Annotated in this window: 25 protein-coding genes and 3 pseudogenes; 19 read left to right on the forward strand and 9 right to left on the reverse strand. The window is 71.4% G+C overall.

The window, feature by feature from the left end; all coding sequences use genetic code 11:
• Positions 1–79: 79 nt before the first annotated feature.
• The 6 genes from AB0D49_RS08915 to AB0D49_RS08940 all read left to right on the forward strand — a co-directional run bounded on the left by AB0D49_RS08915 (position 80) and on the right by AB0D49_RS08940 (position 6358).
• The gene (locus tag AB0D49_RS08915) at positions 80–1375 is read left to right on the forward strand and encodes a polysaccharide deacetylase family protein (protein ID WP_362753111.1); all 1296 of its coding nucleotides are present in this window, start codon (positions 80–82) and stop codon (positions 1373–1375) included.
• Positions 1376–1441: 66 nt separating this feature from the next.
• The gene (locus AB0D49_RS08920) at positions 1442–2092 is read left to right on the forward strand and encodes a TlpA disulfide reductase family protein (RefSeq protein WP_362753114.1); all 651 of its coding nucleotides are present in this window, start codon (positions 1442–1444) and stop codon (positions 2090–2092) included.
• A 1-nt stretch (position 2093) separates the two neighbouring features.
• Entirely contained in the window at positions 2094–2906 is an 813-nt protein-coding gene (locus AB0D49_RS08925) for a cytochrome c biogenesis protein CcdA (RefSeq protein WP_362753117.1), read from the forward strand.
• Between the two features lie 7 nt (positions 2907–2913).
• A complete protein-coding gene (locus AB0D49_RS08930) occupies positions 2914–4821 on the forward strand; it encodes a cytochrome c biogenesis protein ResB (protein WP_362753121.1) in 1908 nt (635 codons plus the stop codon).
• Positions 4818–5942 (forward strand): c-type cytochrome biogenesis protein CcsB, encoded by a 1125-nt coding sequence (ccsB, locus tag AB0D49_RS08935; protein ID WP_362753124.1) that lies wholly within the window; start codon positions 4818–4820, stop codon positions 5940–5942. Before AB0D49_RS08930 ends, ccsB begins: the two co-directional genes overlap by 4 nt.
• Positions 5943–5983: 41 nt before the next feature.
• Positions 5984–6358 (forward strand): nuclear transport factor 2 family protein, encoded by a 375-nt coding sequence (locus AB0D49_RS08940; RefSeq protein ID WP_362753127.1) that lies wholly within the window; start codon positions 5984–5986, stop codon positions 6356–6358.
• Between the two features lie 514 nt (positions 6359–6872).
• Here AB0D49_RS08940 and AB0D49_RS08945 read toward each other — a convergent pair.
• Positions 6873–7622 (reverse strand): MerR family DNA-binding transcriptional regulator, encoded by a 750-nt coding sequence (locus AB0D49_RS08945; RefSeq protein WP_362753130.1) that lies wholly within the window; start codon positions 7620–7622, stop codon positions 6873–6875.
• On the reverse strand, positions 7619–7990 hold the full coding sequence (locus AB0D49_RS08950; RefSeq protein WP_362753133.1) for a PLD nuclease N-terminal domain-containing protein: 372 nt from the start codon (positions 7988–7990) through the stop codon (positions 7619–7621). Before AB0D49_RS08950 ends, AB0D49_RS08945 begins: the two co-directional genes overlap by 4 nt.
• An 89-nt stretch (positions 7991–8079) precedes the next feature.
• On the opposite strand from AB0D49_RS08950, the gene AB0D49_RS08955 reads away from it, so the two are divergent.
• Both AB0D49_RS08955 and mqnP read left to right on the forward strand, forming a co-directional pair.
• Entirely contained in the window at positions 8080–9531 is a 1452-nt protein-coding gene (locus AB0D49_RS08955) for a menaquinone biosynthesis decarboxylase (RefSeq protein ID WP_362753136.1), read from the forward strand.
• Between the two features lie 94 nt (positions 9532–9625).
• The gene (gene mqnP, locus AB0D49_RS08960) at positions 9626–10528 is read left to right on the forward strand and encodes a menaquinone biosynthesis prenyltransferase MqnP (RefSeq protein ID WP_362753139.1); all 903 of its coding nucleotides are present in this window, start codon (positions 9626–9628) and stop codon (positions 10526–10528) included.
• Between the two features lie 60 nt (positions 10529–10588).
• On the opposite strand, the gene AB0D49_RS08965 is transcribed toward mqnP, so the two are convergent.
• Positions 10589–11191 (reverse strand): rhomboid family intramembrane serine protease, encoded by a 603-nt coding sequence (locus AB0D49_RS08965; RefSeq protein ID WP_362753435.1) that lies wholly within the window; start codon positions 11189–11191, stop codon positions 10589–10591.
• Positions 11192–11452: 261 nt separating this feature from the next.
• On the opposite strand from AB0D49_RS08965, the gene AB0D49_RS08970 reads away from it, so the two are divergent.
• The 7 genes and pseudogenes from AB0D49_RS08970 (at position 11453) to AB0D49_RS09000 (ending at position 17326) form a co-directional block, all read left to right on the forward strand.
• The gene (locus AB0D49_RS08970; RefSeq protein WP_362753142.1) at positions 11453–12139 is read left to right on the forward strand and encodes a UbiX family flavin prenyltransferase; all 687 of its coding nucleotides are present in this window, start codon (positions 11453–11455) and stop codon (positions 12137–12139) included.
• Positions 12140–12228: 89 nt separating this feature from the next.
• On the forward strand, positions 12229–12684 hold the full coding sequence (locus tag AB0D49_RS08975; RefSeq protein ID WP_362753145.1) for an Lrp/AsnC family transcriptional regulator: 456 nt from the start codon (positions 12229–12231) through the stop codon (positions 12682–12684).
• Positions 12685–12741: 57 nt separating this feature from the next.
• Positions 12742–13689 carry an aminofutalosine synthase MqnE gene (locus tag AB0D49_RS08980; RefSeq protein ID WP_362753148.1) on the forward strand — a complete coding sequence of 316 codons (948 nt, stop codon included), beginning with the start codon at positions 12742–12744 and terminating at the stop codon, positions 13687–13689.
• A gap of 110 nt (positions 13690–13799) precedes the next feature.
• The gene (locus AB0D49_RS08985) at positions 13800–14333 is read left to right on the forward strand and encodes a GNAT family N-acetyltransferase (RefSeq protein ID WP_362753151.1); all 534 of its coding nucleotides are present in this window, start codon (positions 13800–13802) and stop codon (positions 14331–14333) included.
• A 112-nt stretch (positions 14334–14445) separates the two neighbouring features.
• Positions 14446–14727 (forward strand): annotated as a pseudogene (locus AB0D49_RS08990) (DUF4229 domain-containing protein); the annotation flags it as partial.
• A gap of 475 nt (positions 14728–15202) precedes the next feature.
• Positions 15203–16519, forward strand: a complete 1317-nt coding sequence (locus AB0D49_RS08995) for a dicarboxylate/amino acid:cation symporter (protein ID WP_362753155.1) — start codon at positions 15203–15205, stop codon at positions 16517–16519.
• 162 nt (positions 16520–16681) lie between these two features.
• On the forward strand, positions 16682–17326 hold the full coding sequence (locus AB0D49_RS09000) for a TetR/AcrR family transcriptional regulator (protein ID WP_362753158.1): 645 nt from the start codon (positions 16682–16684) through the stop codon (positions 17324–17326).
• 11 nt (positions 17327–17337) lie between these two features.
• Here the strand turns inward: AB0D49_RS09000 and AB0D49_RS09005 are convergent.
• Both AB0D49_RS09005 and AB0D49_RS09010 read right to left on the reverse strand, forming a co-directional pair.
• Positions 17338–17643, reverse strand: a pseudogene (locus tag AB0D49_RS09005) (MaoC/PaaZ C-terminal domain-containing protein); the annotation flags it as partial.
• A 494-nt stretch (positions 17644–18137) separates the two neighbouring features.
• Positions 18138–18554, reverse strand: a pseudogene (locus AB0D49_RS09010) (hypothetical protein); the annotation flags it as partial.
• A gap of 258 nt (positions 18555–18812) precedes the next feature.
• Here AB0D49_RS09010 and AB0D49_RS09015 point away from each other — a divergent pair.
• From AB0D49_RS09015 to AB0D49_RS09025, 3 genes are read left to right on the forward strand one after another with little or no spacing between them, the layout of a single operon-like run.
• Entirely contained in the window at positions 18813–20774 is a 1962-nt protein-coding gene (locus tag AB0D49_RS09015) for an AMP-binding protein (protein WP_362753161.1), read from the forward strand.
• Positions 20775–20815: 41 nt separating this feature from the next.
• Positions 20816–21169, forward strand: coding sequence for a hypothetical protein (locus AB0D49_RS09020; RefSeq protein WP_362753164.1), 354 nt, complete (start codon positions 20816–20818; stop codon positions 21167–21169).
• A gap of 4 nt (positions 21170–21173) precedes the next feature.
• Positions 21174–23444: a tetratricopeptide repeat protein gene (locus tag AB0D49_RS09025; RefSeq protein WP_362753167.1), complete on the forward strand. Its 2271-nt coding sequence runs from the start codon at positions 21174–21176 to the stop codon at positions 23442–23444.
• Here the strand turns inward: AB0D49_RS09025 and AB0D49_RS09030 are convergent.
• Positions 23377–23886, reverse strand: a complete 510-nt coding sequence (locus AB0D49_RS09030) for a DUF6817 domain-containing protein (protein ID WP_362753439.1) — start codon at positions 23884–23886, stop codon at positions 23377–23379. The genes AB0D49_RS09025 and AB0D49_RS09030 overlap by 68 nt on opposite strands.
• Positions 23887–24080: 194 nt before the next feature.
• Between AB0D49_RS09030 and AB0D49_RS09035 the strand changes: the two genes are divergently transcribed.
• Positions 24081–24971, forward strand: a complete 891-nt coding sequence (locus AB0D49_RS09035) for a LysR family transcriptional regulator (RefSeq protein ID WP_362753170.1) — start codon at positions 24081–24083, stop codon at positions 24969–24971.
• Here the strand turns inward: AB0D49_RS09035 and AB0D49_RS09040 are convergent.
• From AB0D49_RS09040 to AB0D49_RS09050, 3 genes are read right to left on the reverse strand one after another with little or no spacing between them, the layout of a single operon-like run.
• Positions 24968–25270, reverse strand: coding sequence for a DUF397 domain-containing protein (locus AB0D49_RS09040; RefSeq protein WP_362753173.1), 303 nt, complete (start codon positions 25268–25270; stop codon positions 24968–24970). The two genes, AB0D49_RS09035 and AB0D49_RS09040, sit on opposite strands and share 4 nt — an antisense overlap.
• Positions 25267–25584: a DUF397 domain-containing protein gene (locus AB0D49_RS09045; protein WP_362753176.1), complete on the reverse strand. Its 318-nt coding sequence runs from the start codon at positions 25582–25584 to the stop codon at positions 25267–25269. Before AB0D49_RS09045 ends, AB0D49_RS09040 begins: the two co-directional genes overlap by 4 nt.
• A complete protein-coding gene (locus AB0D49_RS09050; RefSeq protein WP_362753180.1) occupies positions 25581–25898 on the reverse strand; it encodes a DUF397 domain-containing protein in 318 nt (105 codons plus the stop codon). The genes AB0D49_RS09045 and AB0D49_RS09050 overlap by 4 nt, the downstream gene beginning before the upstream one ends.
• Positions 25899–25920: the final 22 nt, after the last annotated feature.

The raw sequence follows: 25920 nt of genomic DNA on the forward strand, positions 1-25920 counted from the left end.
GTTTGCAAGGAACCTCCCCGTTCCTGACCGACTCTGACTGGGTGACCACCACAGCGGAGACACAGGGACGGGGGACTCCATGCCTCACATCAGCCGTAGGGGAGCGATAGGTCTGGGCGCCGGGGCCGCGGCGGCGGTGGGGCTGTCGGCGTGCGGTACCGGTTCCGACGGGCCGGAGCGGTCCGGCGGTTCCGGAGGGCGCGGGGGAGACGGCTCCGGGGGTGACGGCGGTGGCCGTCCGTCTCCGAGTGCGAAGCCGATAGGCGACGGTTCCACGTCCTTCACCGGCAAGCAGCCCCATCAGCCCGAGGTGCCCCGGCCGCTGGAGCCCGGCGAGACACCGCCGCAGTTCGTGGTGTTCTCCTGGGACGGGGCGGGCGAGGTCGGCAACGGCCTCTTCCCGCGCTTCCTGGATCTCGCCAAGGAGCACCGGGCGCACATGACCTTCTTCCTCTCCGGGCTGTATCTGCTCCCCGAGTCGAAGAAGCGCAGGTACGACCCGCCGAACAACCAGCGCGGCGCCTCCGACATCGGCTACCTCACCGACGCGCACATCAAGGACACCCTGAAGAACGTCCGCCGCGCCTGGCTCGAAGGCCATGAGATAGGCACGCACTTCAACGGGCACTTCTGCGCCGGGTCGGGCTCGGTCGCCAACTGGACGCCCCAGCAGTGGCGCAGCGAGATAGACCAGGCCAAGGGGTTCGTGAAGGAGTGGCGGACCAACACCGGCTGGACCGATCTGCCGTCGCTGCCCTTCGACTACGACAAGGAACTCGTCGGCGCCCGCACGCCCTGTCTGCTCGGCCAGGGCAAGCTGCTGCCCACCGCCCGTGAGCTGGGCTGGCGCTACGACGCCTCCTCCCCGGGCGGACGCCAGGTGTGGCCGGTCAAGCAGAACGGGATCTGGGACCTGCCGTTGCAGGGCGTCCCGTTCCCGGGGCACGGCTTCGAGGTGCTCTCCATGGACTACAACATCCTGGCCAACCAGTCCGTGAACTCCACCAACGCCCCCGCGCACAACTACCCGGGCTGGCGCGAGCAGGCGACGAAGGCCTACATCAAGGGATTCGAGCGGGCATACGAGACAAATAGGGCGCCCTTCTTCGTCGGCAACCACTTCGAGCAGTGGAACGGCGGCATCTACATGGACGCCGTCGAGGACACCATCAAGCACATCGCACGGGAGCGGGAGAAGGGCGGAGACGTCCGGATGGTCTCCTTCCGGCAGTTCGTGGACTGGCTGGACGTCCAGAAGCCCGAGGTGCTGGACCAGCTGCGGACCCTGGAGCTGGGACAGGCGCCGACGGGTGGCTGGAAGCAGTTCCTCGACGGCGGCACGCCCGCCTCCACGGGGACCCCGAACCCCACCTGAAATGGGCGTTTCCGGTCCCGAGGGGGGTGCCCAAGATCCCCGGAACGGACATGCGAAACTTTTCACATGAGTGCCGCCCGCCGCGCCCCCCTGCGCTCGAACCCGTCCCGCCGCAGCCACCGCACCGCCGCCCCCGTCCGCCGCCGCGCGGCCCTGGGCGCCGCTGCCGCCGTGGTCGCGCTGCTCGCCACCGCGTGCACCTCGGGCGGGACGTCCGGCGGGGGCGGCGGCACCGGGTTCATCACCGGCGCCGACGGCATCGCCACCGTCGACCCCGACCAGCGGACCGATCTGCCCGAACTGTCCGGACCGACCGTCGACGGCGAGTCGCTGGACGTCGCCGACTACCGGGGCAAGGTCGTCGTCCTCAACATCTGGGGCTCCTGGTGCCCGCCCTGCCGGGCCGAGGCGAAGAACTTCGAGAAGGTCTACCAGGACGTCAAGGACGAGGGCGTCCAGTTCGTCGGCATCAACACCCGGGACGCCTCCACCGACCTGGCCCGCGCCTTCGAGGAGGAGTTCGGGGTCACCTACCCGAGCCTCTACGACCAGACCGGCAAGCTGCTGCTCCGCTTCGAGAAGGGCACGCTCAACCCGCAGGCGATCCCCTCCACGCTGATCATCGACCGGGACGGCCGGATCGCCGCCCGCACCCTCCAGGCCCTCAGCGAGGCCAAGCTGCGCAAGATGCTCGACCCGGTGCTCGCGGAGAAGTGAGATGACCGGCCTCTCCGGTGTGTCCGGAGCATCCGCGCTGGCCGCGAGCGGCTCCCTGGACCTCGCCGCCGTCGGCTACAACGACACCGTGCTCAACGGCGCCCTCCTCGTCGCCCTGCCCATCGCGCTGCTCGGCGGGCTCATCTCCTTCTTCTCCCCCTGCGTCCTCCCGCTGGTCCCGGGCTATCTCTCCTATGTCACCGGAGTCACCGGCACCGACCTCGCCGAGGCCCGCCGGGGCCGGATGGTCGCCGGAGCCTCCCTCTTCGTCCTCGGCTTCACCGCCGTGTTCGTCTCCACCGGCGCCCTGTTCGGCTACTTCGGACAGACACTGATGGAGAACCAGAGCGTCCTGACCAAGGTGCTCGGCGTCCTCATGATCGTGATGGGCGTCCTCTTCATGGGGCTGATGCCCTGGCTCACCCAGCGCGAGTTCCGCTTCCACCGGCGGCCGGTGACCGGTCTTGTCGGCGCCCCCCTGCTCGGCGCGCTCTTCGGCATCGGCTGGACGCCCTGTATCGGACCCACCCTCTCCTCCGTCCTGATCCTCTCCTCCGAGCAGGGCAGCGCCGGGCGCGGGGCCATACTGACCATCGCCTACTGTCTCGGCCTCGGCCTGCCCTTCGTGCTCGCCGCGGTCGCCTTCCGCCGGGCCCTCGGCGCCTTCGGCTGGGTCAAGCGCCACTATGTCTGGGTCATGCGGATCGGCGGCATCATGATGATCGCGACCGGCCTGCTGCTGCTGACCGGCATCTGGGACACCATCGTCCAGCAGATGCAGACCTGGTCCAACGGCTTCACTGTGGGGATCTGATCGACCGATGAGCGACACCAAGACCGGCACCGGCGCCCAGGGCAAGTCCGCGCCCGACGAGCCCACGGCCGACGAGTCCACGGCCGACCCGACCGCCACGGTCCCGGCGTCCCGCACCGCCGAGGAGACCGACCTCGGCGAGGCCGGCAGCCGGCTGTCCACCGCGCCCCGCGACGACGCGCCCCAACTGCCCGCCCTCGGGTTCATCGGCTGGCTGCGCTGGTTCTGGCGCCATCTGACCTCCATGCGGATCGCGCTGCTGCTGCTTCTGCTGCTGTCGCTCGCCGCCGTGCCCGGCTCGCTGATCCCGCAGAGCGGCGTCGACGCCACCCTGGTGGACGACTTCCGCCAACGGCACGAGACCCTCGGGCCGATCTACGACAAGCTCGGCCTCTTCCACGTCTACAGCTCGGTGTGGTTCTCCGCGATCTACATCCTGCTGTTCATCTCCCTCATCGGCTGTATCGTCCCGCGCACCTGGCAGTTCGTCGGACAGCTCCGCAGCCGCCCCCCGGGCGCCCCCAAGCGGCTGACCCGGCTGCCCGCCTACACCACCTGGCGCACCGAGGCCGAGCCCGAGCAGGTCCGCGAGGCCGCCCTCGCCCTGCTGAAGCGGCACCGCTTCCGCGCGCACACCGCCGGGGACGCCGTCGCCGCCGAGAAGGGCTATCTGCGCGAAGTCGGCAACCTCGCCTTCCATATCGCCCTGGTCGTGATGCTGGTCGCCTTCGCCTGGGGCCAGCTGTTCAAGTACGAGGGCAACAAGCTGATCCTGGAGGGCCACGGCTTCGCCAACACCCTCACCCAGTACGACGACTTCAAGTCCGGGAACCTCTTCTCCCAGGACGACCTGGACCCCTTCAGCTTCACCCTGGACGCCTTCCGCGGCACCTACGAGCCCACCGGCCCCAACCGCGGCACCCCCCGCACCTACGAGGCGACCCTCACCTACAGCGTCGGCGCCTACGGCGAGGAGCGGACCACCACCATCAAGGTCAATGAGCCGCTGGAGATCGGCGGCTCCAAGGTCTACCTGGTCAGCCATGGCTACGCCCCGATCGTCACCGTCCGCGACGGACAGGGCAAGGTCGTCATGGACAAGGAGGCCGTGGCCCTGCTGCCGCTCGACGGATTCGTCACCTCCACCGGTGCCATCAAGGTCATGGACGGATACCGCAACGCCGACGGCGAGCGGGAACAGCTCGGCTTCAACGCCTTCTTCGTGCCCACCTTCGCCGGGGAGGGGGAGGGCACGATGGTCTCCCAGTTCCCCGCGCTGCTGAACCCGCGGCTCGCGCTCTCCGCCTACCACGGCGACCTCGGCGTGAACTCCGGCATCCCGCAGAGCATCTACCGGCTCGACCAGACCAACATGAAGGAGTTCAAGGACTCCGAGGGCGAGCTGTTCAAGCAGCGGCTGGCGATCGGCGAGACGATGACGCTGCCCGACGGGGCCGGTTCGGTCACCTTCGAGGGCGTCCAGGAGTGGGCCGGTTTCCAGATCGCCGCCCAGCCCGCCAGCGGCTGGGCCCTGGCCGGGTCCGTCGCCGCCATCTTCGGACTCGCCGCGTCCCTGTTCGTCCAGCGCCGCCGGGTGTGGGTGCGGGCCGTCAAGGGCGCCGACGGGATCACCGTCGTCGAGATGGCCGGGCTCGGCCGCAGCGAGTCCGCGAAGGTGCCGGAGGAACTGGGCGAGCTGGCGGGACTGCTGTTCGACAAGGCGCCGGGCGCGCCCGAGCCGAAGCCCGAAGCCGACGCGGACCCGGATTCCCCGGATTCCTCTGACTCCCCGGATTCCCCTGTTTCCCCTAGTGCCACCGACGCCGATCCCGACGCCGGACCGAAAGACGCGACCGCATCCCACGATCCCGCATCCCACGACCCCGCCGTGCCTGCCGAAGGGCCTGAGAAGTGACTCTCGCCGCCGCGACCAACGAGAACCTCGCCAACATCAGCAATGTGCTGATCTACTCCGCGATGGCCGTCTACACCCTGGCCTTCTTCGCCTATATCACCGAGTGGATCTTCGGCAGCCGCAGCAAGGTGGGCCGTACCGCCTCCGCGCTCACCGCGGACGGCACGGACACCGCCGACGCCAAGTCCACCGCACCCGCCGTGACCGTACGCAAGGCCGGTGGGACCGCTGTGCTGGAGCGGCCCAAGGTCGTCGTACGGGCGGCGGCCGGAGCGCGGGACGTGCCCGACGGGCCCGGAGCGCACGGGGGCAGTGAGAAGGGCGATCTGTATGGGCGGATCGCCATCTCGCTCACCGTCGTCGCGTTTCTCGTCGAGGCCGGGGGTGTGCTCACCCGTGCTCTGTCGGTGCAGCGGGCGCCGTGGGGCAACATGTACGAGTTCAACATCACCTTCTCCACCGTGGCCGTCGGGGTCTATCTGCTGCTGCTCGCGCTCAAGCAGAACGTGCGCTGGCTGGGTCTCTTCCTGACCACCGTCGTCCTCCTCGATCTCGGACTCGCCGTCACTGTCTTGTACACCGCCAGTGACCAATTGGTTCCCGCCCTGCACTCGTACTGGCTGTACATCCATGTCTCCACGGCGATCCTGTGCGGCGCGGTGTTCTACGTCGGCGCGGTCGCGACCCTGCTCTACCTCTTCCGGGACTCGCACGAGGCCAAGCTCGCCTCCGGCGGCACCCCCGGCCGGTTCGCCAGCTCCTTCCTGGACCGGCTGCCCGCCGCCGCCTCCCTCGACAAGTTCGCCTACCGGGTCAACGCCGCCGTCTTCCCGCTGTGGACGTTCACGATCATCGCGGGCGCGATCTGGGCCGGGGACGCCTGGGGCCGCTACTGGGGCTGGGACCCCAAGGAGACCTGGTCCTTCATCACCTGGGTCGCCTACGCCTGCTATCTGCACGCCCGCGCCACGGCCGGCTGGAAGGGCCGCAAGGCCGCCTACCTCGCCCTGATCGCCTTCGGCTGCTGGCTGTTCAACTACTACGGCGTCAACATCTTCGTCTCCGGCAAGCACTCCTACGCCGACGTCGGCCTCGGCGCGCTCCAGGTCGTCGGCTTCTGACGGCCCGCTTGTCGCCGGAGGCGGCTGGTCATACTGAGGGAATGCAGGAAGAGACCGCAGAGTCGGCGATCGACACGTTCCTCTCCGCCTTCAACGCCTCCGACGACAGCTATGTGACCGCTCTGCTCGCCCAGGCGCTGACCCCCGACGTGGTGCTGTTCGGGCCGCTCGGCCGCAGCGAGGGCCTCGCGGCCGTGGAGCGGTTCGTGCGGGACATCCGGAGTCATCCGGCGGGGACCGGCACGATGGTGCGGGCGTCGGAGGTGGATCTGCCCGGCGAATGGGCGCGCTACCGGTGGGTGTTCACGACCCCGGCGGGCGGGCCCCGGCTGGCCGGGACGGACGTCGTCCACCTCCGCCGGGGTCAGATCGACCAGATCGTGGTCTTCGCAGGCGAGATCAAACCGGCCGGCTAGCCTCCGGCGCCGACGGTAGTGGTCGAGGCGCGGGTGGGTGAGGATTGGCCGCGCAGTTCCCCGCGCTCCTGGGGGGTCGACGGTAGTCGTCAGGGTGCGGGTGTGTGGGGGTCGATCGCGCAGTTCCCCGCGCCCCTGGGGGGTGACGGTTGTGGTCATGGTGCGGGTAGGTGGGGGTTGGCCGCGCAGTTCCCCGCGCCCCTGGGGGGGCGACGGTTGTGGTCATGGTGCGGGTGTGTGGGGGTTGGTCGCGCAGTTCCCCGCGCCCCTGGGGGGGGCGACGGTAGTGGTCATGGTGCGGGTGAGTGGGTGGTTGTCCCGCGGCCCTGAGAAGCGGGGGTTGCGCTGAGGTGGTTTGGACGTGCAGGTAGCTGATGGTTCTTGAAGCAGCGTTGGGGCTTTCAGGCGCGCTGGAAGCCGCTGCCCCTGAAAACGCCGGGTCGCGCGCAGGCTTTTAGGGGCGCGGGGAACTGCGCGAGCAACCCCCACACACCCGCACCCGCCCAACTGCCCCCTACGCCCCCTCACCTCCGGCGCGATCGGACCCCGGGTCGCCAAGGGAGTCCACGTACACACTCAACGCCCCCGCCCCGCCCAGCATCGCCCGGCTCCGTGCCGTCAACGCCTCCCCCCGCGCCCGCAGAGCCCCCCGCAGCGCCTCCGTGGAGCCCTCCCGCCGCAACTCCTCCAGCACCGGGCGGATCTGGTCGAAGAGCTGATGACCCCGGCGCAGCGTATGCACGATCCGGGCGTCCCGTACGTCCGCAGGCCCGAACCCCCGCTCCCCGGTCACCGCGTCCCGGTGCGGGGTCAGCAGTCCCGCCGCCTCCCACACCCGCAGCGCCGACGTACGCACCCCCAGCAGCGCCGCCACCTCACCGATCCGCAACCGCAGCCGCCCCCCGGACCCGGTCGGCGACGGCAGACCCGCCAGTTGCCCGACCGCCTCGGACGTCGCCCGCAGCGCGACCCGCTCACCGTGCAGCGCGGCGTGCGCGGCGTCGACGAGCGCCAGCGCCCCCGGCACATCGTCCCCGTGCACCGCCCGCATCACCTCCCCGGCCGTGACCGGGCCGTACCCCCGGGCCAGCGCGCGGAAGGTGAGCAGGGCCCGCCGGTGGACGTCCTCGAAGGCCCGGTACCCGCTGGCCGTACGGGCGGCCGGAGGCAGTACCCCGGCGTCCTCGTAGTTGCGGATCTGCTGGGTGGAGACGCCCGCGAGCCGGGCGAGATCGACGGGGCGCAGGCGCGTACGGGGCGTCATACGCCCTTGGGGCCCTCGTCCTTCTCGTCGTCCTGGTTACCACTCTGGTCACCGGGCTCCTCGTCCGCCTCGGCGCGCGTACGGCTGTCGTCGGACAGGGACTTCAGGAACTCGGGGTTGTCGTCCGGGGCGACGAAGCGGGCCCGGCCGGAGCCGGGGCGTACGCCGGACCAGCCGTCGGCGGCGGGGGAGCGCTTCTTCCCGGCGATCAGCCAGGACAACGAGCCGACCAGCGGGAACAGCAGCACCAGGATCGCCCACAGCGGCTTCGGCATGTGCCGGATGTCCTCGTCCTTGGTGCTGATGCAGTCGATGAACGCGTAGATGCTCAGCGCCAGCGGCACGAGGAACATCAGCAGCCTGAGCATAGGGCGACAGCCTCCTTGAACACGGTGGAGGGCGGTTCGGACCGGCCCCGTGACGGGGCCAGGGTAACCGCTCGGGGATACTGGACCCCATGGCTTACGACGATCTTCGCTCCCTGCTCAGGGCACTGGAGCGCGAAGGGGACCTCAAGCGCGTCAAGGTCGAGGTGGACCCGTACTTGGAGGTCGGTGAGATCGTCGACCGGGTGCAGAAGTCCGGCGGTCCGGCGCTGCTCTTCGAGAACGTGAAGGGCTCGTCCATGCCCCTCGCCATGAATGTCTTCGGGACCGACCGGCGGCTGCTGAAGGCGCTGGGCCTGAAGTCGTACGGCGAGATCAGCGAGAAGATCGGCGGACTGCTGCGGCCGGAGCTGCCGCACGGCTTCGTCGGGGTCCGCGAGGCGTTCGGCAAGCTCGGCGCGATGACCCACGTACCGCCGAAGAAGGTCAAGGACGCGCCCGTGCACGAGGTCGTGCTGCACGGGGACGATGTGGACCTGGAGCGGCTGCCCGCGCTGTTCACCTGGCCGCAGGACGGCGGGTCCTTCTTCAACCTGGGGCTGACCCACACCAAGGACCCCGAGTCCGGCGTCCGCAATCTCGGGCTGTACCGCCTCCAGCGGCACGACAAGCGCACGATCGGGATGCACTGGCAGATCCACAAGGACAGCCGCAACCACTACCAGGTCGCCGCCCGCCGCGGTGAGCGCCTCCCCGTCGCCATCGCCTTCGGCTGCCCGCCCGCCGTGACGTACGCGTCCACCGCGCCGCTGCCCGGGGACATCGACGAGTATCTGTTCGCCGGGTTCCTCGCGGGCAAGCGGACCGAGATGGTCGACTGCAAGACCGTGCCGCTCCAGGTGCCCGCGCAGGCGGAAGTCGTACTGGAGGGCTGGCTGGAGCCGGGGAAGATGCTGCCGGAGGGCCCGTTCGGCGACCACACCGGCTTCTACACCCCGCAGGAACCGTTCCCCGCGCTGACCATCGACTGTGTGACGATGCGCAAGCGGCCCCTGCTCCAGTCGATCGTGGTGGGCCGCCCCCCGACGGAGGACGGCCCCCTCGGAAGGGCTACAGAGCGCTTTTTCCTGCCCCTCCTGAAGATCATCGTGCCGGACATCGTGGACTACCACCTCCCGGAGGCCGGTGGATTCCACAACTGCGCGATCGTCTCGATCGACAAGAAGTACCCCAAGCACGCGCAGAAGGTGATGCACGCGATCTGGGGCGCCCACATGATGTCCCTGACCAAGCTGATCGTGGTCGTGGACCGCGACTGCGATGTGCACGATCTGCACGAGGTCGCCTGGCGGGCCCTCGGCAACACCGACTACGCCCGTGACCTGTCGGTCGTCGAAGGCCCCGTCGATCATCTCGATCATGCCTCCTACCAGCAGTTCTGGGGCGGCAAGGCAGGTATCGACGCGACGAAGAAGTGGCCCGAGGAGGGCTACACGCGAGACGGCGGCTGGCCCGACATGGTGCTGTCGGACCCGGCCACGGCGGCGACCGTCGACCGCCGGTGGAAGGAGTACGGCCTGTGACCGGCAGACAGAGGGACGCGGACGGCGTGGCCGACCCGGCGGTGTACGGCGGCCCTGCGGGGACCCGCCGCCCGGGTGAACGCGGGTACGCCGGATGAGCAGCGCCTCCGCCGCGATCCCGCAGCCCGGACGGACCAAGGCGTTCCTCCGGCTGGTGATGATCGAGCACTCGGTCTTCGCCCTGCCCTTCGCGTACATCGCCGCGCTGACCGCGATGTACGAGTGGGACCGGAACATCCACTGGGGCCGGTTGCTCCTGGTCACCGTCTGCATGGTGGGCCTGCGCACCTTCGCGATGGCTGTGAACCGGATCATCGACCGGGAGATCGACGCCCGGAACCCGCGCACCGCCCACCGCGAACTGGTCACCGGCGCGATGTCCGTCCGCCACGCCTGGACCGGCGCGCTGATCGCGCTGGTGGTCTTCCTGGGCGCGGCGGCGCTGCTCAACCCGCTGTGCCTGGCCCTCGCCCCCATCGCGGTGATCCCGATGGTGGTCTATCCCTACGGCAAGCGGTTCACGAACTTCCCGCAGGCCATCCTGGGGCTCGCCCAGACGATGGGACCGATCGGCGGCTGGCTGGCGATCACCGGCAGCTGGTCCTGGGACGCGGTCGTGCTGGGCCTGGCCGTGGGCATCTGGATCGGCGGCTTCGACCTGATCTACGCCTGTCAGGACGTCGAGACGGACCGCGAGGTCGGGGTGATGTCCGTCCCCGCCCGCTTCGGCATCCCCGCCGCGATCTGGGCGGCCCGCGGCTGCCACGCCGTCACCACGGCGCTGTTCGCCTGGTACGCCGTGCTCACCGGTGCCGGGGCGTTCTTCTGGCTGGGCCTGCTGATCGTGGCGGGCGCGTTCGTGTACGAGCACTCCATCGTGCGCCCCCACGATCTGTCCCGCCTCAACCGGGCGTTCTTCAGCGTCAACGGGTTCATCGGGATCGCCCTGTTCGTGTGCGCGCTGCTGGATCTGCTGGTGCGCGGACTGACGGTCTGAGCGCACCGCGCCCCGGGGCTGGGGCGAGACCCCGCGGCCCCGGCGACCGCCGCCGGGGTCTCAGTCCCGCCCCAGCCCCGGCCACCCGCCCTGAGCCCCGGCCTGCCCCCGCACCGCTCTCTGCCCGCTCCGTCCGCTCCGTCCGCTCCGTCCGCGCACCACGAACGCCGCCGCCACCCCCGCTATCAGCCCGATCAGATGGCCCTGCCAGCTGATGCCGGACTGGGTGGGGGCCAGGCCCGCCAGGAACGTCCCCCCATAGACCGCGGCGACGGCGATGCCGACCAGGATGCCCAGCGGGCGCCGCTCCACGAAGCCGGTCACCACCAGATAGCCGAAGAGGCCGAAGATCAGGCCGGACGCGCCCGCCGTGTTCGTACCGGACGGGGCCACCAGCCAGACGCCCAGGCCGCCGACCACGATGATCAGGGCGCACACGGCCAGGAACCGGCGTATCCCACCGAGCGCCGCGAGGAAGCCGAGGACCAGCAGCGGGACCGTGTTCGCCACCAGATGGCCGAAGCCGAAGTGGATGAAGGACGCCGGGATCACATCGACCAGCTCGGCCGGGACCCTCGGCACGATCCCGAAGCCGTCCAGCTCATGCCCCGTGAGGACATCGACCACTTCCAGCAGCCACAGCAGCGCCACGAAGCCCAGCATCAGCTTGGCCGCCGCCCACGCGCGGGCCCCGCCGCCGCGCGCCGCCCGCTGCCGGGCACCGCCCGACCCGTACCCCGTCCCGTATCCCGGTCCCCAGCCTGATCCCCGGCCTGATCCCCGGTCTGATCCGTAGTTCGCCATGGCACCCCCCGACTGATCCGACTGGTTCGTCCCCTCTGGGAACGCCCCGGACCCCTCGGCCGGTTCCCGTCGCGCCGGGCCGGACATTCCCAGCCCCGCGGGCCGGATAGGCTCGGAGGCGTGAACCCAGTCAAGCCAGGAGAGTCGCCCCGTCCGCCTTGGATCGTGGGGGTCTCCGGGGCTTCCGGCACTCCATACGCCGCCGCCGTGCTGCGCGCGCTGCTCGCCGCGGGGGAGCGGGTCGACCTGGTGGTGTCCCGTGCCTCCCGGCTCACCCTGCTCGACGAGACCGGCCTCCCCTTCCGGGACGCCCACTGGCAGGACGACCTGCGTGCCTGGCTCTCCCGTGGCGCCGACGGCAAGCCCGGCACCTTCACCACCGACCTCGCCGGCGTCCGCTACTGGAACGCCGGTGACCTGGCCGCCGGACCGTCCTCCGGGTCGTACGCCACGCGGGGCATGGTGATCGTGCCCGCCTCCACGGCCTGTGTCGCCGGGGTCGCCCTCGGGCTGTCCAAGGACCTGCTCCAGCGTGCCGCGAGCGTCACCCTCAAGGAGCGCCGCCCGCTGGTGGTCGCCGTACGGGAGACCCCGCTGAACGGGCAGACCCTGCGCCACCTCGTCACACTGGACGACGCGGGGGCGGCCGTCGTCCCCACCTCACCCGCCTTCTACGCGGGCGCCACGCACATCCAGGACCTGGTGGACTTCGTCGCCGGGCGGGTCCTGGACGCGGCGGGCGTCCCCCACTCCCTCTACCGCCGCTGGACCGGCGAACTCGGCGGCGGCGCCACCGGCAGCGGCTGACCCGAACCCGGCGCCGTCCCCCCTCAGACCTCTCCATCCCGCACGTTTCACCCCAGACCTCATCGGTATCAGTGGAAGGCTTCGATCGCATGGACGCCGTGGACAGGCAGCTCATCCAGGCCCTGAGGGAGAACGGCCGGGCCTCGTACGCCGAGCTGGGCCGTCTCGTCGGACTGTCGGGGCCCAGCGTCACCGACCGGATCAACCGGCTGGAGGCGGCCGGGGTCATCACCGGCTACCGGGCCACCGTGGACGCCGCCTCGCTCGGGCTCGGCGTCATCGCCCTGATCGGCATCTCGCTGTCCGACGCCGCCGACCACGAGGACGTGGCCCGCCGGCTGAAGGACCTGCCGGAGATCGAGGACTGCTGGTTCATCGCCGGGGACGACTCGTTCATGCTCAAGGTGCGCGCCACCGACGTGGACGGTCTGGAGAAGATCATCCGGCGGCTGTCGGGCACCAAGGGCGTCTCCCGTACCCGGACCACCGTCGTGCTCTCCACCAAGTGGGAGAACCGGGTCGGGGAGTTGCCCGAAGAGGTCTGAGAGCGCAGGCGTACGGTGGGGCGAGTCGTCAAGAGCAGCCGGAGAAGGGGCACAAGCATGGACGCCGGGCGCAAGCGCGAGCTGGAGGAGAAGGTCCGTTCCGGTGAGCGGCTGACGCGCGAGGACGGCCACGCGCTGTACGCGGCGGACGACCTCGCCTGGCTCGGCGGACTCGCCCACGAGGCGCGTACGCGTGCCCAAGGCACGGCGGGGTACTTCACCGCCGGACGGTACGCCGACGCGTCCCTCACGGACGCGGTCCGGCTCGCCGCGGACCTGGCCGACGAGCCGCTCACCGAGCTGCACCTGACCGGTGCCGTCCCGGAAGGCACCGCCTGGGAGTCCGTCCCGGCCGGTCTGCGCGAGCTGAGCGCCGCCCTCCCCGGGGTCTCGCTCCAGGTCCTCTCCGCCGCCGATGTCCTGCGTCTGGAGGCGCTCTCCGCGCGGGACGCCTCCGCCGTCCTGGACGAGCTGACCGAGGCGGGCCTCGGCTCCCTCGCCACCGGCGACACCGTGACCGACGAGGAGTGGCCGGACTGGTCCCGCGTCCACCGGCTCGCGCACGCCAAGGGCCTGCGGACCGCGGCCACCGTGGGCCACGGTCCCGGCGCCGTCGAGCACCTGCTGCGGCTGCGCGACCTCCAGGACGAGACCGGCGGCTTCCAGGTCCTCGTGCCGCTGCCGGACGGCCGGGAGCCGGTGGCCACGCCCCTGGAGGCGCTCAAGACCTTCGCCGTCGCCCGGCTCCTGCTCGACAACGTCCCGCACCTCAGGGCCCTGTGGACGGCGTACGGCCTCCAGACCGCGCAGCTCGCCCTCCAGCACGGCGCGGACGAACTGGACGGCTCGCTGACGGCGGAGGACCTGACCCGGGACGACCTGATCGCGCTCATCCGGGACGCCGGTTTCCGGCCGGTGGAACGGGACGCCCGCTACGGGACGGTGGCGGAGCACGACGGTCCCGACCCCGCCCGCCGCGAGGCCCCGCAGCCGATGCGACTCTGACGTCCAGACCGCCCACAAGTCCCCTACGGCACCTATGCGTCCCGTACGGCGCCCATGAGTCCTCTACGGCACCTATGCGTCCCGTACGGCATCCGAGAACCCGGCTCGCCATGACCCTCACCTTCACGCTCGACCCCTCCGTCGACCCCGCCCTGCGCGACGGCATCCTCGACCTCTGGGCCGAGGTGTCGAACGCCGGAGGGGCCGTCGGTTACGTCCCCCCGGTGGACCCGGAGACCATCCGGCCCGAACTGCTCAAGCACCTCGCCGCGATGGCCGACGGCCGCACCCGGCTGCTCGTCGGCCATGACACCGACGGGCGGGTCGCCGCGACCGCGTTCTTCGCCTTCAACGCCCATCAGCTGATGACCCACTGGGTCTGGCTGTTCACGGTGATGGTCCATCCCCGGCACCAGGGCGGGGGCCACGGCCGCGCCCTGCTCGCCGAGGCCGCCCACGCGGCCCGTACCGCGCCCGGGTTCGAGGGCGTCGAGGCCATCCGGCTCGGCTGCCGCGGCGGCCTCGGCCTGGAGCGGTTCTACGGCTCCTGCGGCTACCAGGAGGTCGGCCGCATACCCGGCGCGATCCGGGTCGCGCCCGGCGACGACCGCGACGACGTCATCATGCTGCTGCCGCTCGGCTGAACCGGGTCCCTAGGAGGTCCCCTCGCACCCCCCTCCCGGGCCGGGCCGGGAGGCGTGCTTCACTGGACGGTGTCCCCCAGGAACGGAACAGGAACGGAAGAAGTGGTGTGAGATGCTCCGCTACACGCTGATGCGCCTCGGAATCTTCGTGGCCTGTCTCCTGGCCGTCTGGGGTCTCGTCTACTCCGGCATCGCCCCGCGCGGACTCGGCGAGTCCAACGGCATGTGGATCGTGCTGCTCGCGCTGGTGATCTCCGCTCCCATCAGTTTCGTGGCGCTGCGCAAGGAGCGGGACCGCGCCTCGATCGGGATCGTCGGCCGGGTCGACCGGATGAAGGCCAACCTGGAGGCCAACCGCACCCAGGAGGACGTCGCCGACGACGCGGCCCGCGCCGCCGCGCGGACGGACGCCCAGGAGCCCGGGCCGGGCAAGCAGAAGGGCCAGGCCAGGTCCCGCGCCCAGGCCCAGTCCCAGGGACAGGGACAGGGGCAGGCGCAGACCTCGTAGCCGCAGCCCCCCTCGCATACCTCTCAGCACCCCGGTTCGCCCGGGGTGCTTTGCTTTGCGTGGGTATGCGGCGTGTTGTACCTCTCAAAGAAAGGCTTTGAGGATCTCAAAGCCTTGGTGTTACGGTCTAGACATGAAGTCCGCAGCCGAGTCCGTCATGCCTCCGAGCGTCCCGCTCGTCGAGCGCCTGCATGTGGACCTCTGCCGGTGCGCCTCCGCCAGCTGTCGCCGCTGACAACGTTCTCCCGGCCCGTCCGCCACGGGCCCCGCCAGTTCAGCGCCAGGTCCCACGCCCGTTTCCACGGCAGCACTTCCCGTCCCCTTCTGCGCGTCCCCCGCGTCCCCGCATCCCCCCGGAGCCATGCCCGTGTCCGAGAACACGCCCTCTCTCAAGTCGGCCCTCAGAGTGCCCTTCTGGGCCCAGATCATCATCGGTCTCGTGCTGGGCGTCGCGCTCGGCTGGATCGCCAGGTCCGCCGATGTCTCCTGGCTGGTCACGACCCTGGAGAGGATCGGCGACATCTTCATCGGCCTGCTGAAGCTGGCCGTCGCCCCGCTCGTCTTCTTCGCGATCCTGGTGTCCATCACCAATCTGCGGAAGGTCAACAACGCCGCCCGGCTGGCCTCCCGCACCCTGCTCTGGTTCATGATCACCTCGCTGATCGCGGTCGCCATCGGCATCACCATCGGCCTGGTCACCAACCCCGGCGCGGGCACCGGCCTCACCCCGGCCGACGGCGCCGCACCTGAGAACACCGGCTCCTGGCTGGACTTCCTGACCGGCATCATCCCGACGGACGTCATCACCCCGTTCACCGAGCTGAACGTCCTCCAGATCGTCTTCATGGCCGCCGTCGCCGGTATCGCCGCCCTTCAGCTCGGCGAGAAGGCGCAGCCGATCCTCAGCCTCAGCGAGTCGATCCTCGAACTGCTCCAGAAGGCCCTGTGGTGGGTCATCCGGCTCGCCCCGCTCGGCACGGTCGGTCTGATCGGCAACGCGATCGCCACCTACGGCTGGGACCTGCTCGGCAAGTACGCCACCTTCACCGCCGACATCTACGTCGGCTGCGCGATCGTCCTGTTCATCGTCTACCCGGTGCTGCTCGCCACGGTCGCCAAGGCCAACCCGCTCCAGTTCTTCAAGGGCGCCTGGCCCGCGATCCAGCTCGCCTTCGTCTCCCGCTCCTCGGTCGGCACCATGCCGGTCACCCAGCGGGTCACCGAGCGGCTCGGGGTGCCGAAGGAGTACGCGTCGTTCGCGGTGCCGTTCGGCGCCACGACCAAGATGGACGGCTGCGCCGCGATCTACCCGGCCATCGCCGCGATCTTCGTCGCCCAGATCTTCGACATCCAGCTCGGCATCGGCGACTACCTGCTGATCGCGTTCGTCTCCGTCGTCGGCTCCGCCGCCACGGCCGGACTGACCGGTGCCACGGTGATGCTGACGCTGACCCTGTCCACGCTGGGCCTGCCCATGGAGGGCGTCGGTCTGCTGCTCGCCATCGACCCGATCCTCGACATGATGCGCACCGCCACCAACGTGGCCGGTCAGGCGCTGGTCCCGGTCCTGGTCTCGGCCCGCGAGGGCATCCTCGACCGTGACGCCTACGACAAGGCGGGCGGTTCGCCGGTCGACGAGCCGGTGGCGGACAAGACCCCGGTCCCGGCCGTCGCCTGACCCGCTCCCGCCGTTCCCGCCGTTCCCCAGGGGCCGTCCGCGCGCACACCGCGCGGACGGCCCCTGGCCGTCGTACGGCATCGGCGGGCGGCGGCGGTAGCGGAGGTTCCGCAGCCCCGCCCCTGGTCATCGGCGCGTCGAACGGACCGTACGCTACTGCGTATGGGTGCTGTGAAGAGCAAACGGATGCCGCGCGCGGTCCGTGAGCAGCAGATGCTGGACGCCGCCGTACGGATCTTCGGCCGGCGGGGATACATGGCGGCCTCCATGGACGACATCGCGGAACTCGCGGGGGTCTCCAAGCCGTTGGTGTATCTGTATCTGAACTCCAAGGACGATCTGTTCACCGCCTGCATCCGCCGTGAGGCCCAGGCCCTCACCGACGCCGTGCGCGCCGGGGCCCGCGCCGATCTGCCCGCCGACCGGCGGCTGTGGGAAGGGCTCCTGGCGTTCTTCACCCACACCGCCGAGCACCCCGACGGCTGGGCGGTGCTGCATCTGCGGGCGCGGACCCATGGGGACCGGTTCGCGGCCGTGGCCGACGCGATGCGCGCGGAGATCGTGGCGTTGGTCGCCGAGCTGATCGCCGCGGCCATGCGCGAGGCGGGACAGGGCGAGCCCCAGTCCGAGCCCGAACTCGCCGGGCTGGCCGAGGCCCTGGTGGGCGCCGCCGAGTCCCTCGCGGCCTGGGCCAATACCACCCCCGGTGTCACCGCCCGGCAGGCCGCCGCCTCGTTGATGAACTTCGCCTGGACCGGCCTCGGCGATCTGCTGGAGGGCAGACGCTGGGTGGCCCCGGCGCCCTGAGCCCCGCTCCCTCACCCCGGTCCGATCGGCCGGACGCTCCCCGTCACCCGTACGACCCCGTCCTCGCCCCGCACCTCGAACCGCCCGCCCCGGGCCCCGTACCGCACCACGCCCGGCAGGGCGACGGGTCGGCGGAAGTCCGCCCGGACCTGTACGGCGTCCGGGGCGCCGTGGGCGGCGAGCGCGCGGGCGACCGTCCACATTCCGTGCGCGATGGGGCGCGGGAAGCCGAACAGGCGGGCGGTGAGCGGGTGGAGGTGGATGGGGTTGCGATCACCGGAGACGGAGCCGTAGCGACGGCCGAGGTCGGCGGGGAGCGACCACATGGCGCGGACGGGGAGAGACCCCGCGTCTACGCCACCCACCGGCTCACCCACGACGCCCGACGCGTCCGACACCCCAGGAGCCCCCGCCGCGCCCGGCCCACCCGCAGCCTCCGGAGCCCGCGCCGCGCTCAGCCCGCCCGCCGTGCCCGAAGCGCCCCCCGCACCCGGCATTCCCGAACCGCCCGCCGCGCCCCCTGGAGCGCCCCCCGCGCCCGGCGTTCCCAAACCGCCCGCCGCGCCCCCCTGAGCATCCGCCGCGCCCGGAGTCCCCGCCGCCTCCGGAGCCCGTGCCGCGCCCGTGCCGCCCGCCGTGTCTGGACCGCCCGCCGTGCCCACCGCGCCCGGCGTTCCCGGCCCGCCCGCCAGGCCCCCCGCGCCTGGAGCCCCCGCCGAGCCTGAGCCACCTACCGCGCCCGGAGCCCCCGCCTCACCCGGCCCACCCCCCGCCTCCCAGCCCCCCGTTCCGCCGGACCCGGCGCCCCCCTCCGGTGTCGGGCCAGATAGCCGCTCCTCGACTCCCACACCACCGCCCCCCGCCCGTCCCGGAGTTCGGTCACCACCGTCGCCTCCGTCCCCCGCCGGTGCGGTGTCAGCGCGGCGATCCGTACGGAGAGTTCGTACGTCCCGGCCGCCGGAAGGCTTTCGTGCCGGGTCAGTTCGATCCAGGTGTGGACCAGTCCCGCGACCGGCAGGGGGAAGTCCCGGCGGCTCATCAGCCGGAGAGTCGCCCGGAAGGCGAGGACCTGGGGGTAGGGGAGCGGCAGGGTCCCGGTCGCCGGGAAGCCGCAGAGCCGTTCGTAGCGGGCGAGCCGCGCCGGGTCGATCGGCGGGACGGGCCGGACGATCGGATTCCGGGGGAAACCGGCATCCGCTCCGGCCCGGCGGGACATGGGCAACAGCATTGACGACTCCCCGGCGCTTCCGGTACTTACTTGCGGGTACTTACTTATGGGTAATGTTACTTCGGGTAACAAGATATGCGCAGACCTCCGCCGTAAAGTCCCCGAAACCGCACGTACTCCCCATGACCCCGCCGTACGATCACGACTCGACCGGCGCGGCGGCCGACTCGCGGCTCCGCCGGTGAACGCCTCCGTACGCCCAGCGCGTACCAGATGCCGCAGAGCAGTGCACGGCTGCTGTAGGCCCCAGGAGCTGCCATGACCATCTCGTACTCGTCGTCGTCCGCCTCCCCGCTGCCCCCCGACCCCGCCGCCGCGTCCCTGGAGTACGACCCCGACGGCGGTCCGGTGCTGGTGGCGCCGGAGGTGCGGTGGCTGGACGGGGAGGTGCGGGAGGCCGCCGTCCCGCCGCTGATGCCGGCGGTCTCGCACGGCTCGCTGGCCGATCTGCCGTTCGAGAACGCGTCCGCCGCGCCGGAGCACCGGGTCCTCAGCCGCCGTACGGAGGACGGGAGCTGGACGGATGTGACGGCGGCGGAGTTCGCCGCGCAGGTCCGGGAGGTGGCCAAGGGCCTGATCGCGGAGGGGCTGAACCCGGGGGACCGGATCGCGTTCATGTCCCGGACGTCGTACGAATGGACGCTGCTGGACTTCGCCGCGTGGGCGGCCGGGCTGGTGACCGTGCCGGTCTATCCGACCTCCTCGGTCTTCCAGACCCGCTGGATACTCCAGGACTCGGGCGCGGTCGCGCTGCTCACCGAGACCGCCGAACAGGCCGCCGCGCTCGGCCCGGAGCTGGGGCTGCTGCCGGATCTGCGGCATCTGTGGACCATCGGCAAGGGACATGTGGACCGGCTCGCGGAGGTCGGGCGGGCGCTGGCGGACTCGGAGGTCGGGGTGCGGCGCGGGGTGCTCGGCCCCGACACGCTCGCCACCATCGTCTACACCTCCGGCACCACCGGCCGCCCCAAGGGCTGCGCCCTGACCCACGGCAACTTCCTCTCCGAGGTCGACAACGCGATCGAACTCCTCTACCCGGTCTTCAAGTCCCGCACCGACGACGAACCGGCGACGCTGCTCTTCCTCCCCCTCTCGCATGTGTTCGGGCGGATGGTGGCGGTGGCGTGCGTCCGCGCCCGGGTCCGCCTCGGCCACGCGCCGAGCCTGAAGTCCGAGGATCTCCTCGCCGACCTGGCCGCGTTCCGCCCGACCTTCCTGCTGGCCATCCCGTACATGCTGGAGAAGGTCTTCCACAGTGCCCGTGCCACCGCCGAACGCCGGGGCAAGGCCGGCTCGTTCGACCGGGCGGCGCGGGTCGCCCGACGGTACGGCGAAGCCCTGGAGGCCGCCCAGCACGGCACCGGGGACGGCCCCGGGCGCGGTCTGAGGGCGGCCCGCGCGGTGTACGACCCGCTGGTCTACCGCAAGATCCGGACCGCGCTGGGCGGCCGGGTCCGCCAGCTGATCTGCGGCGGCTCCCCGCTCGGCCGGGACATCTCCGCGTTCTACGCGGGCACCGGCCTGGAGATCTACGAGGGCTACGGCCTCACCGAGTCCACCGGCGCGGCGACCTGCACCCCGCCGCTGCGGCCCCGGATGGGCACGGTCGGCTGGCCGCTGCCCGGGGTCCGGGTCCGGATCGCCGACGACGGGGAGATCCTGCTGTCCGGCGGCCCGGTGTTCCGGGGCTACTGGGACCCGGCGGCCGGCGGGGTGGTCCCGGCCTCACCGGACGGCTGGTTCCCGACCGGCGACCTCGGACGGCTGGACGACGACGGCTATCTGACCATCACCGGCCGGAAGAAGGAGATCCTGATCACGACGGGCGGCAAGAACATGGCCCCCGCCCCGCTGGAGCACTACCTGCGCACCCATCCCCTCATCTCCCAGTGCCTGGTCCTGGGCGACCGCCGCCCGTACATCACCGCCCTGCTCACCCTCGACGCCGACGGCCTCACGCACTGGCGCCAGATGAACGGCAAGCACCCGGTCCCCCCGGAACTCCTGGTCGACGACGAGGAACTCCTCGCGGTCCTCCAGCGCGCGGTCGACGAGGCCAACCGGCTGGTCTCCCGCCCCGAGTCGATCCGCCGCTTCACCGTCCTGCCGGTCGACTTCTCCGAGCACGCGGGCCATCTCACCCCCACGATGAAACTCCGCCGGGAGCAGATCCTGCGGGACTTCAAGGCGGTGGTGGAGGAGATGTACGGCGGGGAGTGAAGTCGCCGTGCCAGCATGGGAGTTGCTGGGAGGGGGCGAGGATGACGGCTGCGGTGCGGTGGCTGGTGGCGGTGGTGGGCTCGGCGGCGGCGTTCGCGGTGGTGGCGGTGCCGTGGGCGGTGCTGGTGGACGGGGGGAGCGACCCCTGGGACGTGATCGGCCCGGTGGCCGGACTGGTCGCGGCGGGCACGCTGGCCGCGCTCGGCTGGTGGGCGGCCCAGGGCGGCGGAACGAGGCGGGTACGGCAGTCGGCGCGCGGCCGGGGCGGTATCCGGCAGACGGGCGGGAACGCCGGGGTCCCCGGCCCCGGTTCGGGCGGCTCGGCGGACGTACGGCAGCGGGCCCGCTCCGACGGCCCGGGGGACATCGACCAGGTCGGCGGGGATCGGGGCTGAGGCGATGGAAGGCTCGGGGGAGCGGCGGGCGCGCCAGGGGGCGCGGGCGGGCCGGGACGTGACACAGGTGGCCGGGGACCTCCATGTGCATCCGGCACCGGAGGCGGGTCCTTCGGTCCAGTGGCCGGTGTGGGTGGGGGACGTGCCCCGGCGGGCGGCGGCGTTCCAGCCGCGGACGGCGGTCCGCAAGAAGATCGAGGCCGCGCGCGGCAGGGGCGGGGACGTGGTGCTGTCCGGTCCCGGCGGGGTGGGCAAGAGCCAGTTGGCGGCCTCGCTGGCCCGTGAGGCCCGGGACCAGGAGCGGGCGGAGGGCACCGGACTCGATGTGCTGGTGTGGGTCCGGGCCACCAGCACGGACCAGGTGATCAGCGCGTACGCGGAGGCGGCGGGACGGCTGCGGCTCCCGGGCCTGTCCCCGGACGACGACGACACGGCGGCCCGGCTGCTGCTGCGCTGGCTGGCGGCGACGGAGCGGCGCTGGCTGGTGGTGCTGGACGACATCGACGACCCGGCGGACGTACGGGAGTGGTGGCCGGACGGCGGCAGCGGACGCGGCTGGACGGTGGCGACGAGCAGGCGGGACGACGCGGAACTCAGCGGGGCGGGCCGCGCGTTGATCAGGCTGGGCCTGTACTCGGAGGCGGAGGCACGGGCGTACTTCCACCGCCGCCTGGCGGACGCGGGCCATGCCCCGCTGCACGACCCCGGCCGGGCGGTGGAGCTGGCGGGGGCGCTCGGCCATCTGCCGCTGGCCCTCGGACACGCGGCGGCCTACCTGATCAACAAGCGCACCACGATGGCGGACTACCTGGCCCTTCTGGACGACACCGGGAACCGCCTCGGCGACCTGCTGCCGCCGAGTGCGGACACCGAGGGCTACGGCCGCCCGGTCACCGTCTCCCTGCTGCTCTCCCTGGAGGCGATCGAGGAGGCCGACCGCAGCGGCCTGGCCCGCCCACTGCTCCAACTGGCCTCCCTGATGGACCCGCTCGGCCATCCCGCCGACGCGTGGACCACCCCGGGAGCCCTGGCCTACCTGACCACCGCCCGCCCGCCGCGCCGCCGCTGGCTGCGCAAGCAGCTCCCGGCGGTCACCCGGGCGGAGGTGCTCGACGTCCTCGAGCGGCTGCGGACCTATGCCCTGATAGCCCAGGACACGGCCGGGGCGTCGGTACGGATGCACGCCCTGACCGCGCGGGCCGCCCGGGAGTCCGTGGCGCCGGACGCGGTGCCCGCCCTCGCGCGCACCGCGGCCGACGCGATCATGGGGCTGTGGCCCCGCCAGGAACACAAGGAAAGCGCGCTGGCCGCCCTGCTGCGGGCCAACGCGATCCACCTCGAACGGACGACCCGCCCGGCACTGTGGCTGCCGGAGCCCCACGCCTGTGTCTACGAGGTCAGCAGCAGCCTCACCGCGACGGGCCTCTATCACCAGGCGGTGGAGAACGACGAGGCGAACGTCCAGGTCAGCAGCGGCATCCACGGCCCCGACCACCCCCACACCCTCACCGTCAGCCATAACCTCGCGGTGTCCTACGGCGATGTGGGGCGGGTCGAGGACGCTCTCGCCCTCAATGAGCGTGTGCTGACCGCGTTCGAGCGGGTCCTGGCACCCGACAGTCCGCGCACCCTGAACGCCCGTTCCAGCCTGGCCGTCCACTACCGCGCGGCCGGGCGGGTCGAAGAGGCTCTGGAGCTGCGCGGACGGGTGCTCGCCGACCGGGAACGAATCCTGGGCCCGGACCACCTCGAAACGCTCGTCGCCCGCCACAATCTCGCCGTCTCCTACAGCGACGTGGGGCGGGTCGATGACGCGCTCGCCCTGGTCGAGCCGGTGCTGACCCAGTACGAACGGACCCTGGGCGCCGATCATCCGCGCACGCTGGACGCCCGCAACAATCTGGCCGTCCTCTACACGGCCGTGCGACGGTTCGAGGAGTCGCTGGCCCTGAGCGAGCGGGTGCTGGCCGATGTGGAGCGGATCATGGGCGCCGATCACCCGCGCACTCTCGACGCCCGCAGCAACCTCGCGGTGTCCTACGGCGATGTCGGCCGGTTCGAGGACGCTCTCGCCCTCAACGAGCGTGTGCTGTCGGAGTACGAGCGGATTCTCGGCGCCGACCACCCGGACACCCGCCGCGCCCGCCACAACCTCGCCCTGTTCCGCGAGAACGCGCCCCGGCAGCCGAGCGAGACCCCCGAATCCCCTACCCCCGCAGCACCGCCCGGCAGTCCGCCCACGCCGGGTCCCCCAGCAGCGGACGCATCCGGCTGAACAGCGCGAACAGCTCCCGCCCGTACCGTGCCCGGAAGTCCTCGTCGTGGGTCGCGACATCCAGTTCGTTCGCGGCCGTCAGCTCGGCGAAGTCCCGCAGCCGCCCGGCGTGCGGCACCCGCACCGCGCCCGTGAACCGGTCGTGGAACGGCCCCTCCGGCAGCCCCGGGTAGGTCGCCGCCCGGTCGCAGCTCGCGTAGAGATAGACCAGCGCCTCCGCCTCCGCCCCGATCGCCGCGGCGATGGCGCCCCGCCGGTCCAGCGGCAGCAGCGCCTTGTTGAACCCGTCCGTCCCGTACAGCGCGTGGCAGAGCCCGGCGAGTTGCAGCGCCGGGCGGGCCTGCCAGCGCGCCAGCCTCAGATGCACCCGGTCGACATGACCGAGCAGGCTCCCGCCGGGATGCGGAATCGATTCCGCACCGAGATGGCGCAGCAGCGTCATGGCACGGGTGTGGGAGGACGGCGGCGCGGTCGCCGTCCCTTTGCGCGGCTGTACGGAGGGCACGGGCGTCCCCTTTCCGGCGCGGCTCATAGGGAACGGTCGGCCCGGCCCCCGTTGATCGATCGTCTTACGCCACTTCCCGCTTAGTCAATCCTAAAAATTTCTCGCAACACCCCAGTGCTAGCTTGGGAGTTATGACTCTTGAAGACCTCCGGGTGTTCGTCGCCGTGTGCCGTGCGGGCAGCCTGAGCGCGGTGGCCCGGCAGTTCGGGGTGACCCAGTCGGCGGTGAGCCAGCATGTGAAACGGCTGGAACGGGAGACGGGCGTCAGCCTTCTGGAACGCCAGCCGCGCGGGGTCGCGCCCACCCGCGCGGGCCAGATCCTGGAGGCGGCGGCCTCGGAGGGACTGGCGGGCCTGGACCTGGCCCTGCGCAACCTCCGCGAACTCGCCGACGGAGAGACGGGTTCGGTACGGGTGGCGACCGGCGCGACGACCGTGCGGCACTTCATGGCGGACGCGATGGTGAGTTTCCGCCAGCGCTATCCGGAGGCGAGCCTCGAATTCCGTACGGAGCCGTCGAGCCGGGCGTGTTTCGACGCGCTGACCGACAGCGAGCTGGACCTCGCGTGGGTGACGCTGGGCCCACCAGTGCGGGGCATCGAGCAGCGGGCGGTGGTGGATCTGCCGTGGGTCCTGGCGGTCTGCGCCGACGACCCGATGGCCGACCGCCCGCACGCCCGCGTCCGGGACCTGGCCGACCTGCGCCTGATCCGGCTCCCCCCGAACTCGACATCGGCCGCGCACCTGGACGCGTGCTGCGCGGAGCTGGGGGTGCGGTTCTCGTTCGACACGAGCGTGACGGACTGGGACACGGCGTTGCTGCTGGCGGAGCTGGGCCTGGGCAGAGCGGTGGTCCCCGCCCTGCCCAGACTCCACCTCAACGGCACGCCCACCCCACCCACGGGCGCCCTACGCCTGGTCCCCCTCCCAGAACTCCGCCCCTTGACGGTCGGCTGGGCGGTCCGCCGCTGGTCGTCGCTGTCCCCGTTGGCAAGAGCGTTCGCGGAAACGGTGGCGCGTTAGCGCTCCGCTAGCACCAGGAAGTTCTGCCAGGCGGTGGCGGTGAGGGCGAGTTGGGGGCCGGTGGGGTTCTTGGAGTCGCGGATGTGGATGGTGTGGGGGCAGGTGGCGATCTCTACGCACTCGCCTCCGGCGCCGCTGCTGTGGCTGGACTTACGCCAGGAGTAGCCGACTTCGAGGCACTCGCCACCTTCGCCGCTGCTGTAGGACGACTTGTGCCAGGTGAAGGCGGCTTCGAGGCAGTCTCCGCCTGCGCCGCTGCTGTAGCTGGACTTGAACCAGGTTCGTCCGTCCGTGCTCATGGCTCCTCCGGGTTCTCTGCCGCTGTTGCCAGGAACTCGTGCCAGGCGGCGGCAGAGAGGGCGAGTTGGGGGCCAGCGGGGATCTTGGAGTCGCGGATGTGGACGGCATGTGGGCAGGTGGCGACCTCTAGGCATTCGCCACCTTCACCGTCGCTGTGCGTCGACTTGCGCCAGGAGGGGGCGAACTCCAGGCAGTCTCCGCCCTCACCGTCGCTGTAGCTGGATTTGTGCCAGGTGAAGGCGGCTTCAAGGCAGTCGCCGCCTTCGCCGCTGCTGTAGCTGGACTTGAACCAGGCCCGCTCCTCGGCCCTCATGCCTCCTCCCGCTCCTGTGCGGAGAGCCTGAGGAAGTGGTCCCAAGCGGTGGCGGTGAGAGCGAGTTGGGGGCCGGTGGGGTTCTTGGAGTCGCGGATGTGGACGGTGTGGGGGCAGGAGGCGATCTCTACGCAATCCCCACCGGAGCCCTCGCTGTAGCTGGACTTGTGCCAGGGATAGGCGATCTCTACGCATTCGCCCCCCGAGCCATCGCTGTAGCTCGACTTGCGCCAGGTGAAAGCGGCTTCGAGGCAATCGCCGCCTTCACCGCCGCTGTAACTCGACTTGAACCAGGTCCGTCCTTCGGTGCTCATGGCTCCTCCGGCTGCTCTGTGG

The sequence above is a fragment of the Streptomyces sp. NPDC048290 genome, assembly GCF_040652095.1.
In the GTDB taxonomy this organism is placed as follows: Bacteria; Actinomycetota; Actinomycetes; order Streptomycetales; family Streptomycetaceae; genus Streptomyces.

What these genes read in the sequence shown, in the direction of transcription:
- AB0D49_RS08915 (WP_362753111.1), top strand. Translation starts at nt 80, where the DNA reads ATGCCTCACATCAGCCGTAGGGGAGCGATAGGTCTGGGCGCCGGGGCC.
- AB0D49_RS08920 (WP_362753114.1), top strand. Translation starts at nt 1,442, where the DNA reads ATGAGTGCCGCCCGCCGCGCCCCCCTGCGCTCGAACCCGTCCCGCCGC.
- AB0D49_RS08925 (WP_362753117.1), top strand. Translation starts at nt 2,094, where the DNA reads ATGACCGGCCTCTCCGGTGTGTCCGGAGCATCCGCGCTGGCCGCGAGC.
- AB0D49_RS08930 (WP_362753121.1), top strand. Translation starts at nt 2,914, where the DNA reads ATGAGCGACACCAAGACCGGCACCGGCGCCCAGGGCAAGTCCGCGCCC.
- AB0D49_RS08940 (WP_362753127.1), top strand. Translation starts at nt 5,984, where the DNA reads ATGCAGGAAGAGACCGCAGAGTCGGCGATCGACACGTTCCTCTCCGCC.
- AB0D49_RS08945 (WP_362753130.1), bottom strand. Translation starts at nt 7,622, where the DNA reads ATGACGCCCCGTACGCGCCTGCGCCCCGTCGATCTCGCCCGGCTCGCG.
- AB0D49_RS08950 (WP_362753133.1), bottom strand. Translation starts at nt 7,990, where the DNA reads ATGCTCAGGCTGCTGATGTTCCTCGTGCCGCTGGCGCTGAGCATCTAC.
- AB0D49_RS08955 (WP_362753136.1), top strand. Translation starts at nt 8,080, where the DNA reads ATGGCTTACGACGATCTTCGCTCCCTGCTCAGGGCACTGGAGCGCGAA.
- mqnP (WP_362753139.1), top strand. Translation starts at nt 9,626, where the DNA reads ATGAGCAGCGCCTCCGCCGCGATCCCGCAGCCCGGACGGACCAAGGCG.
- AB0D49_RS08965 (WP_362753435.1), bottom strand. Translation starts at nt 11,191, where the DNA reads ATGCTGGGCTTCGTGGCGCTGCTGTGGCTGCTGGAAGTGGTCGATGTC.
- AB0D49_RS08975 (WP_362753145.1), top strand. Translation starts at nt 12,229, where the DNA reads ATGGACGCCGTGGACAGGCAGCTCATCCAGGCCCTGAGGGAGAACGGC.
- AB0D49_RS08980 (WP_362753148.1), top strand. Translation starts at nt 12,742, where the DNA reads ATGGACGCCGGGCGCAAGCGCGAGCTGGAGGAGAAGGTCCGTTCCGGT.
- AB0D49_RS08985 (WP_362753151.1), top strand. Translation starts at nt 13,800, where the DNA reads ATGACCCTCACCTTCACGCTCGACCCCTCCGTCGACCCCGCCCTGCGC.
- AB0D49_RS08995 (WP_362753155.1), top strand. Translation starts at nt 15,203, where the DNA reads ATGCCCGTGTCCGAGAACACGCCCTCTCTCAAGTCGGCCCTCAGAGTG.
- AB0D49_RS09000 (WP_362753158.1), top strand. Translation starts at nt 16,682, where the DNA reads ATGGGTGCTGTGAAGAGCAAACGGATGCCGCGCGCGGTCCGTGAGCAG.
- AB0D49_RS09015 (WP_362753161.1), top strand. Translation starts at nt 18,813, where the DNA reads ATGACCATCTCGTACTCGTCGTCGTCCGCCTCCCCGCTGCCCCCCGAC.
- AB0D49_RS09020 (WP_362753164.1), top strand. Translation starts at nt 20,816, where the DNA reads ATGACGGCTGCGGTGCGGTGGCTGGTGGCGGTGGTGGGCTCGGCGGCG.
- AB0D49_RS09025 (WP_362753167.1), top strand. Translation starts at nt 21,174, where the DNA reads ATGGAAGGCTCGGGGGAGCGGCGGGCGCGCCAGGGGGCGCGGGCGGGC.
- AB0D49_RS09030 (WP_362753439.1), bottom strand. Translation starts at nt 23,886, where the DNA reads ATGACGCTGCTGCGCCATCTCGGTGCGGAATCGATTCCGCATCCCGGC.
- AB0D49_RS09035 (WP_362753170.1), top strand. Translation starts at nt 24,081, where the DNA reads ATGACTCTTGAAGACCTCCGGGTGTTCGTCGCCGTGTGCCGTGCGGGC.
- AB0D49_RS09040 (WP_362753173.1), bottom strand. Translation starts at nt 25,270, where the DNA reads ATGAGCACGGACGGACGAACCTGGTTCAAGTCCAGCTACAGCAGCGGC.
- AB0D49_RS09045 (WP_362753176.1), bottom strand. Translation starts at nt 25,584, where the DNA reads ATGAGGGCCGAGGAGCGGGCCTGGTTCAAGTCCAGCTACAGCAGCGGC.
- AB0D49_RS09050 (WP_362753180.1), bottom strand. Translation starts at nt 25,898, where the DNA reads ATGAGCACCGAAGGACGGACCTGGTTCAAGTCGAGTTACAGCGGCGGT.